Origin of the sequence: Odoribacter sp. N54.MGS-14, assembly GCF_000980295.1 — a bacterium.
Classification (GTDB): Bacteria; Bacteroidota; Bacteroidia; order Bacteroidales; family Marinifilaceae; genus Odoribacter; species Odoribacter splanchnicus.
This window is the reverse complement of the sequence record NZ_LARL01000038.1, coordinates 20,570-29,519: the sequence shown is the minus strand read 5'-3', so window position 1 is coordinate 29,519 and position 8,950 is coordinate 20,570. Positions and strand designations below refer to the sequence as shown.

At 41.7% G+C, this 8,950-nt stretch carries 7 protein-coding genes; 4 read left to right on the top strand and 3 right to left on the bottom strand.

Features of this window, described 5'->3' with window-relative positions; genetic code table 11:
* The 3 genes from WS42_RS08965 to WS42_RS08955 form a co-directional block, all read right to left on the bottom strand.
* The coding region (locus WS42_RS08965; protein WP_046450998.1) for a type I restriction enzyme HsdR N-terminal domain-containing protein at nucleotides 1–430 on the bottom strand (430 nt) is incomplete at its 3' end.
* 70 nt (nucleotides 431–500) lie between these two features.
* Nucleotides 501–707: a helix-turn-helix transcriptional regulator gene (locus WS42_RS08960; protein WP_046450997.1), complete on the bottom strand. Its 207-nt coding sequence runs from the start codon at nucleotides 705–707 to the stop codon at nucleotides 501–503.
* Between the two features lie 478 nt (nucleotides 708–1,185).
* Nucleotides 1,186–1,578 (bottom strand): hypothetical protein, encoded by a 393-nt coding sequence (locus WS42_RS08955; RefSeq protein ID WP_013613233.1) that lies wholly within the window; start codon nucleotides 1,576–1,578, stop codon nucleotides 1,186–1,188.
* A gap of 431 nt (nucleotides 1,579–2,009) precedes the next feature.
* Here WS42_RS08955 and WS42_RS08950 point away from each other — a divergent pair, with 431 nt between their 5' ends.
* From WS42_RS08950 to WS42_RS08935, 4 genes are all read left to right on the top strand, one after another.
* The gene (locus WS42_RS08950; RefSeq protein WP_022161116.1) at nucleotides 2,010–3,428 is read left to right on the top strand and encodes an amidophosphoribosyltransferase; all 1,419 of its coding nucleotides are present in this window, start codon (nucleotides 2,010–2,012) and stop codon (nucleotides 3,426–3,428) included.
* A gap of 191 nt (nucleotides 3,429–3,619) precedes the next feature.
* A complete protein-coding gene (locus tag WS42_RS08945; RefSeq protein ID WP_013613235.1) occupies nucleotides 3,620–4,183 on the top strand; it encodes an RNA polymerase sigma-70 factor in 564 nt (187 codons plus the stop codon).
* Nucleotides 4,184–4,262: 79 nt separating this feature from the next.
* Nucleotides 4,263–5,456 (top strand): FecR domain-containing protein, encoded by a 1,194-nt coding sequence (locus WS42_RS08940; protein ID WP_022161117.1) that lies wholly within the window; start codon nucleotides 4,263–4,265, stop codon nucleotides 5,454–5,456.
* Between the two features lie 79 nt (nucleotides 5,457–5,535).
* Nucleotides 5,536–8,949 (top strand): TonB-dependent receptor, encoded by a 3,414-nt coding sequence (locus WS42_RS08935; RefSeq protein ID WP_022161118.1) that lies wholly within the window; start codon nucleotides 5,536–5,538, stop codon nucleotides 8,947–8,949.
* Nucleotide 8,950: the final 1 nt, after the last annotated feature.

The window sequence follows — 8,950 nt, the reverse complement described above, 5'->3', positions numbered from 1 at the left end:
CGTTTATCTCTTTTTTATATCGCTCAATCAATTCTTCGCGTGTTGGAAATTCATCCATACCGAAAAATCGTTCCTTCCCGGTTAAAAAATCATGCTCTGCAAAACCTTCTCCATTGGAGCTGAACGCAAATTTGACATCAAGCATTTTTGCGTATTCCATTGCCTGTTGCAAACCATAGGAAACAGTATGCTTGGTATCTTTTGCTTCAATAATAGCAATTGGTGTAGCTTTATTCACATAAAGCACATAGTCAGCAAACTTTGGTTTTTCACGATGCACAATATTACCATGCAAGCTGATTTTACCATCGGTAAATTTCACTTGTTGTTCCATGAAAATACTATCTTTTGTCCATCCCTTGCTTGTGATGGCATCGTTGATATAGCGGAACTTTACATCTTCCTCTGATAATTCATGACTAATGCTCATGTTCATATAATATTTTATTATCGGAAGTTCACCTCATCAAAATTCGGAGTTTGATATTCGTTTATCTATATCATTGGCGTTCTTTCTCGTCAGTTATCAAATCTTTCAAATCTACTTGAAGTATCTTTGAAATCGCTAAAAGTGTTTCCAAATCCGGCTGGTACCTGTTGCAAGCGTAACTATTGATTGTACTGAAACTCTTGCCAACTTGTTTTGCAAGCCAAGTTTGTGATATACCCTTTTGCTCAAGAATATCTTTTATCCTGTTCAACTTCATACCACTCTGAATTTTGCTACAAAATTACGCTAAATTTTGCGATATTAGAGCGCTTTCGACGAACAAAATTGCTTTCATGCAAAAGAACACACTTCTTGACCAGAAAAATGGGTTGATAGCATGTGCTGTTTTCGCGGAAAAACTTATAAATCGCGGGAACTTTGTGGTATCAAATTACAATGAGTATTGAATGTATAATTTGATAATCAGAAAGATATAGAATGTTATTCGGTTCAAGTGTGGAGTTATCGGTTTATTGTGCTGAAGGTTCTGGTAAACCTGTAAACAAATAAACAATACCCCACACTTGACAGTATTACGTGATTTGACGCAATAACGTGCAAGTGATGAGTGTTTTGTATTGCTTCTCCTTGTTTACTTTAAATTTACCAGATTTTCAGCACAGGATAAAAGCGAAACACTTTCATCGAAATATGTAAGTCCCCGAAGAGACCCTACAAAAATAATGAAAAGTTTGCTAAACAAACACTTCCGGGGTATTGTTTTTATCTGAATGCTCAAGTGCGCGCTTGGCTAAAGCCTGTTTTTCCCGGAATTGTGAAATAAGACAGGTATAACGGTTCGTATTGATGCGGCTACCTGCTTCAAAAATAAATAATTGACCGATGACCTCTTCCAATGAAGCAATCATTTGTTGTAAAACAAGACGGGAGGCTTTAGGGTGATCGAGCGCCTGATCGATTCTGAATGAAGCGTAGCGTCCTTGTTCGACGGTCGCTTCCAGTTTAGAGGTTGCATTTTCTATTCGTTTCCGGTACATTCGGCTAATGGCTGCCAGGGCTGTATTGTCGAGCCATACTTTTCCGCGACATACCGAAGCGGCTAATTCATAACGACTTTTTGAATTCATAACATTTTGGATTTTATAGTTAAACATTTTATTTTGAAAAACACAACATGTCAAAGAACTGTTCGGACATACTTTACCCTCTTTAGCGGATAATCCGAATTAAAATGTTGTTTTTCAAATGTTTAACATTCCAAAATGTTACCTTCGTCGTTTCATAACTCTTTTTTTTGAATACACCCGATACAGGCAAAAAAATCTCCAGGCACTCCTTCTGTGCTTAGTAGATCGGCTTTTTACGCATATAGATGTGATTTTCGTTGCAAATGTAAGTATTATTTTGGAATTTTGAAAACAGATCTTGCTTTTTATTTTCTTATCGGATAACTTGCTTTATAAGAACCTGCTCTTGCGGGGAGAATTTGAACGCTTTCTACTTTCTACTTTTTACTTTTTTTGTAATTTTGTAGCCTTAAATCAATGACTACAATTATATGAGCGGATTTTTTGGTTGCGTATCACGCAAAGAGTGCGTTGCCGATGTTTTCTACGGCACCGATTACCATTCACATCTGGGAACGAAGAAAGCCGGTATGGCTTTTTATAACGGAGAGGATTTTGTCCGGTCGATTCACAGTATAGAAAGTGCTTATTTCCGGAATAAATTCGAGCCGGAGTTGGGACGTTTCATTGGTTCTTACCTGGGGATCGGGGTGATCAGTGATATGGAGTCGCAGCCGATAACGGTAACTTCGCATTTGGGGCGTTTTGCCGTAGTGACGGTAGGGCGAATCGATAATCTGGAAGAGATATCCGCTCAGTTGTTGAAGGAAAAGATTCACTTTGCCGAAATGTCCGGGTCGGCCATCAACCCGACCGAAGTAGTCAGTATTCTGATCAACAAAGGAGAGACATTCAAGGAAGGTATAGAGAACGTTTACCGTATGGTCAAGGGGTCTTGTTCTTTTTTAATTCTGACAGACAGTTGTATTTATGCTGCCCGTGATAAGTTCGGCCGTACTCCCATCATTATCGGTAAGAATGAATTCGGTTATGTTGTGGCCAGTGAAAGCTCTTCGTTTACCAATTTAGGCTATAATATAGTCCGTGATCTGGGACCGCATGAAGCGATACGGGTTTCGAAAGACGGGATTACACCGATTATTGCTGCCGGTTGCAGAAAACAGATATGTTCTTTTTTGTGGGTTTATTATGGCTATCCTTCTGCTTATTACGAAGGGATCAACGTCGAAGATGCCCGTTACCGTTGTGGGGCTGCTATGGCGAAACGTGATGAATTGACTCCTGATTTTGCTGCCGGAATTCCGGACTCGGGTGTGGGACATGCTATCGGATATTCCAACGAGAAGGGGATTCCTTATAAAAGACCTTTTGTGAAATATACACCGACCTGGCCGCGGAGTTTTATGCCGCAAAATCAAAATATGCGTGATTTGGTCGCTAAGATGAAGTTGTTACCGAACGAGGCGTTTACGCGGGATGCCCGGATCGTTTTTTTGGACGATTCTATCGTACGGGGTACCCAGTTGAAAGACAATGTCGTGAAATTGCGTGAATGCGGAGTGAAAGAGGTACATATCCGGATCGCCTGTCCTCCTTTGATCTACCCCTGTTGTTTTCTTAATTTCTCCACTTCCCGTTCGACCTTTGACTTATTTGCCCGCCGTGTCATCCGCGACCTGGAAGGAACTTCCGAACTGACGGACGAAATACTGAAACCTTACTCGGATCCGGATTCAGAGAAATATAAGGAGATGGTGAGGGTGATGTGCCAGCATCTCCAGTTGGATTCTCTGCAATTCCAGCGCTTGGACGATCTCGTGAAAGCGATTGGTTTACCTAAAGAACAGCTCTGTACACATTGCTGGGATAATTCCAGTTATATGGAATAAACTCGTCGTGGAGACGAAAGTTTTTATTATTTGAATAGATATCTATTTTATTTAATCTGTCTACTGAACCCCGAAAGTTTTTCATTTAACTTTCGGGGAAGTTTTTTTTCCTAAATTTTTCGTGATTTTCAGGGTATATTTTTTTTGTTTTCTTATTTTCAATATTTTTGTTTAGGTTAATTTAAGGTAAGATGCTAGAAAAACAGGCTGAGGATTTTCGGAAAATGCGTTCCGGTGACATGAAGGCTTTCGAACGTTTGTTTGTGAGTCTGTATCCGGGATTGTGTAATATTGCCAACCATTACCTTAATAATGAAATGTTGAGTAAGGATGTTGCTCAGGATGCTTTTATCAAATGGTGGAATAAACGGGAAGATTTCAGAGATTTTGCAGCTGTGAAATCTTTTTTATATATTACTATCAGAAATCAGTGCCTGAACTATATCCGGGACCATCGGAAAGAGGTGGATCTGGCCGGGAGGTTTTCGGAAGAAACAGATGCCGATTTCGATTTGATGGTGATTGAAGAGGAAGCTATTGAAGCGCTTTATTCGGCTATCGATCGTCTTCCGGCACAATCTGCCCGGATTATGCGTTTGGTTGTAAAAGGAGATAAAAATCAAGAGATCGCCGATCAGTTAGGAATTTCGGTCAATTCTGTAAAAACCCTGAAATACAATGCTTTGAATATCCTTCGGAAAGAATTGACAGGATCGTTATTGTTATTACTTGCCTGGTTTGAGGTACAAGGATAAACCATTTTTTTTCAAAAAAAATTATTTTTCATTCATCTTTTTTATCAGCTGTGTGTTTTATATACAAATTTGATAAGCGATGAAAGATTTGTCTGCGTATTATGAGATAGCACGCTTGATTACGGCTGAATTGTCAGAAACAATTACGCCGGAGGAAAAGGAGAGACTTAATGTGTGGTTGGCGGAGGATGAACGCCACTATATGAGATATTGCCGGATACGTGAGCGTTTGAAAAGAGGTGAGGGAGAGAATGTATTCCGGAATCCGGAACGTGTCCGGGAGGATATGGAAAAACTGAAAAAGAAATTGTCCGGAAATAAACGGCGTTTCCTTTTGTCCGGAAATTATTTTTGGCGGTATGCCGCTGTTGCGGTTTTTACGATCGGGATCGCTATAGGACTGATCGAAAGGCCGTGGGAAGATCGGAGTAGTGAAATATCGCCGATGGCGCAACAGCCGGCTGTCCTGCCTGGATCGTATAAGGCCGTGTTGACATTGGCTAGTGGCGAACAGGTGAACCTGGAGGAATGGGGCAGGGATTCGCTTTGGAAAGATGGGACATTGATCCGAAAGAGAAAAGGGGAGCTGACATATGAACAAAAGGCCGGGGATATGCAGCAGGAGGAAATGCTTTTCAATACGATTACTATTCCGCGGAGTGGAGAATATAAGCTGGTATTATCCGATGGTACGAAAGTGTGGTTGAATTCGGCTTCGAAATTGAAATATCCGGTAGCATTTACAGGCGGACAACGAAAGGTTTTTCTGGAGGGAGAAGCTTATTTTGAAGTAGCTGCCGATACAGTACATCCTTTTCTGGTGGAGACATCGGGAATGAGCGTGACCGTATTGGGAACCGGATTTAATGTGATGGCTTATCCGGAGGAGATGGAGGCGGCAGTAACTTTAGTGCATGGAAAGGTCGGGGTGCAGACGGACCATCGGCAACAGATCTTACAACCTGATGAACAATATGTTTATCAGACGACTACCCGGCGGGGAACAGTTAGAAAGGTAGATGTGTCGCAGTATGTCGACTGGAAAGATGGCATCCTGAATTTTGATTCGATGCCTTTGGAAGAACTCACTCGCAGGCTGGGCCGTTGGTACGATGTGGATTTCTTTTTTGTTGCTGAAGAACTGAAAACTTTGAAATATTCCGGTGCTTTTAAGAAATATAATGATATACGTTATGTTTTGAATATTATAGAAGAGATTACGAATGTTCAATTTGTTTTGAACGAGAGGACTATTGTAGTAAATAGAAAATAAAAAATCGGTGCGTGTTGGAAGCGCGCACCGACAAATCTTCCCCTTGGGGAAATAAATTTAATAATTAATTTACAAATTTATGAAAAAAAGTGCGAATTGGTGGCTTGCTCTGCCAAAAAACAAGCCGCGTAAATTATTTTGGGTGATGAAATTACCCTTTTTGATGTGTGTCTTTTTTGCGACTTCAGTCTCGGCAGAGGTTTGGTCACAGCAACGGTTGACTATGCGGTTGGGTGAAACCGGACTAAAAGAGGTATTTAAAGAAATCCAGCGTCAGACAAATAAGGCGGTCGTGTATAATGACGATCAGTTGACTTTGAGTAAGAAAGTAAAAGCAAATTTTACCGATGTAGAACTGGAAGAGATATTGAAACAAGTGTTGCAAGGCCAGGGGATGTCGTATAAATTCATGGACGATTATATTATACTGGTAAAACAGCCAGCAACACCGCAGCATGTCGAAGAAGTAACGGTAAAAGGCAAGGTGACTGATAAGGAAGGGATGCCTTTACCGGGAGTAACTATCGTATTGAAAGGCACGACGATAGGTACCGCCTCCGATGTCGATGGGAATTTTTCCTTAAATATTCCGAAAGCGGGAATGGTGTTACAATTTTCTTATGTCGGAATGAAAAATAAAGAATTAACTGTTCAGGGGAACGGGGAGTTCAATATAGTTATGGAATATGATCAAAGCGATCTGGATGAGGTGGTGGTGATCGGTTACGGTACGGCTACGAAAAAAGATTTGACCGGAGCAGTAGCCCGTTTTGACTCTAAAATTATCGAGGAGTCTACTGCAACGAATATTGCCCATATGATGCAGGGACAGGTGGCCGGTTTGAGTATCCTGAATGGCGACGGTTCGCCGGGTAGCGCTGCCCGGCTGGAAATTCGGGGTGTACCTTCCCTGACAGGAGCTTTGGCTCCGTTGATTGTCGTGGACAATGTGCCTATGCCTTCGGATTTCGATATTAATGAATTGAATCCCGATGATGTACAGAGTATCGATATTTTGAAGGGGGCTTCTTCAGCAGCGATATATGGGTCCCGGGGAGCTGCCGGAGTCATTATGATTACGATGAAAGCCGGACAAAGAAATCAGAAACCGATTATTAATTATAGTTATGATTACAGTGCTACCCGTCTGGTATCGGATGTAAATACGCTGAATGCTGACGAGTACAAGATGTTGTTTTTGGAGGCGATCACAAATTCCGCTAAAGCCGATGGGTTTGAGGATGTAAATCTGTATCCGATGTATCAGAAGGTCACGGCTCCCGGATATTTCGGTGAAGAAGATACTCCCTGGATGAAACATATCATGCGTAATGGCTCTACTCAGCAACATCGGCTCTCCATCCGGGGTGGAAGCCAGGATTTCGGATATTATGCTTCTTTTGGATATGCTAACGAAGAAGGAATGGTGAAAGCTACTGATTTTCAGAGATATACTTATACATTGGGTTTTGATGCCGATATCAATAAATGGATAAAAGCGAATGCAAAATTCTCCGGTACTACTTCTGACCGGCATGTGAACGGCGCTTCTTTGTCAACAGCAGCTGCAGCACGACCGGATATACCGGCTTATAATGAAGATGGGTCCTTGTATTTGCATCCTTATATTTCCGGAGGGAAGGTGTATTATGTTAAGAATCCGATTATTGAGATGACGGAAAATACGACGACTTATAGTCAGGATAATTTCAGATTGACGGGGAACCTTGAATTTCAGATTCTGCCGGAATTGAAACTTTTGACCCAGTATACGTATCAACGCCGGAAAGGAGAAGAGAGTTCTTATGCTTCCAGTAATACCCAAGAGGGTAGTGGTTATTGGGGAGATCAGAAAGGTGTTGGACGCTGGGCATATTCTGCCGGGCAAACCATGGAGTTCGAAGGCCGGTTGACTTACAACAAGACTTTTAATGAGAAACACAGCCTGAACGCTTTAGGGGCCATCGTATATAATAAGGACCGGCAGAATAATACCTATTTTAAGTTACGGGATTTCCCGGACGATGAGGTACAGAATGGAATCTGGCAAGGCAGTGATTTGGTGGATTATGGAGGGAAAGGTGGTTCAGCTGTCGGTTCGGTGATGTTTTCTTATATTGCCCGTGCCGAGTATAAGTTTATGAACCGTTACTTGTTGACAGGTACTTTCCGTGCCGATGGTTCTTCTCGGTTTGCCCCTAAATATCGTTGGGGTAAATTCCCGTCAGTGGCTGCGGCCTGGATTGTGTCGGAAGAAGATTTTCTGCGGGAATCGAATATTTTCACTTTCCTGAAACTGAGAGGAGGATGGGGTAAAACCGGAAATGCTTATGTCGGTGAGTATGGCTGGAGAACACTTTATGAAAATGCGGACTATGAGAATCAGCCTGCCACCCGGCCTTCACAAATCGGGAATGACCGCTTGAAATGGGAAGCTACCGAACAGGTCGATTTGGCACTTGATTTTGGATTCTTACCCAACCAGCGGATTTCCGGAACTTTAGGTTTTTATAAAAAGAAAACGGATGGTTTGTTGTATGCTTATACTATGGCGTTGAGTACAGGCCTGGAGACTACACAGATTAATTTTGCCAATATCGAGAATAAAGGTATCGAATTTGAAATAAAAGCTAATATTATTGATAATAAGGATTGGAATTGGTTCGTTGGCTTTAATATCGGGAAGAATAAAAATAAAATTACGGATATCGATGCCGAATATGTTTCTTATCCTGGGAGCAGTTATCTGGGAAATACAGTGATTCAGGAAGGCAAGAGCTTGGGTTTGATCTACGGGTATAAGACAGATGGTATTTTTCAGACACAGGAGGAAGTGAACCGTTATGAGGCTTTGAATCCGGATCAACCTTACCAGGAGGCTTACGGACGGAAAACGATGCCCGGCGATTTGAAATATGTAGATTTGTCTGGAGATGGGTATGTAAATAAAGTCTCCGGTTCCACTGAAGATAAAACGGTGATCGGTTGTTCCCGGCCCGATTTTGAGGGAGGATTTGCTACCCGTTTGTCCTGGAAAGGATTGAAATTAAGTGTTCAGGGAACATTTAGCCATGGTGCGCAGAAAATCTGGATGGGAGAAGCCAATATGTTCAATATGGCGGAGAATCAAAATACACAGAGCACAGCGTTGAAAAGGTGGACACCCGAGAATCCTTCGAATAAATATCCGAGCATCAGGTATAATTTTTATTATAATGACTTTGGAGATAATGCGGTATACGATGCTTCTTATGTGAAAATACAGAATATAAATCTTGAATACAGCCTGCCGCGGCACTGGGTGGATAAAACCAGGATTTTCGGTAATGTCAGCATATTTGCCTCTGCAAATAATGTGTATACCTTTACTTCTTATCCGGGTCCTTCTCCGGAGTCTTTCAGTACGGATGCGATCGAAGGCGCTTCTGTCGATAACGATATGTATCCGACAACGCGAACATTTAATTTCGGAGTAAAAGTAACTATTAAATAAG

Coding starts and splice junctions, on each gene's coding strand:
- WS42_RS08955 (WP_013613233.1), bottom strand. CDS start 1,578: ATGAATTCAAAAAGTCGTTATGAATTAGCCGCTTCGGTATGTCGCGGA.
- WS42_RS08950 (WP_022161116.1), top strand. CDS start 2,010: ATGAGCGGATTTTTTGGTTGCGTATCACGCAAAGAGTGCGTTGCCGAT.
- WS42_RS08960 (WP_046450997.1), bottom strand. CDS start 707: ATGAAGTTGAACAGGATAAAAGATATTCTTGAGCAAAAGGGTATATCA.
- WS42_RS08945 (WP_013613235.1), top strand. CDS start 3,620: ATGCTAGAAAAACAGGCTGAGGATTTTCGGAAAATGCGTTCCGGTGAC.
- WS42_RS08940 (WP_022161117.1), top strand. CDS start 4,263: ATGAAAGATTTGTCTGCGTATTATGAGATAGCACGCTTGATTACGGCT.
- WS42_RS08935 (WP_022161118.1), top strand. CDS start 5,536: ATGAAAAAAAGTGCGAATTGGTGGCTTGCTCTGCCAAAAAACAAGCCG.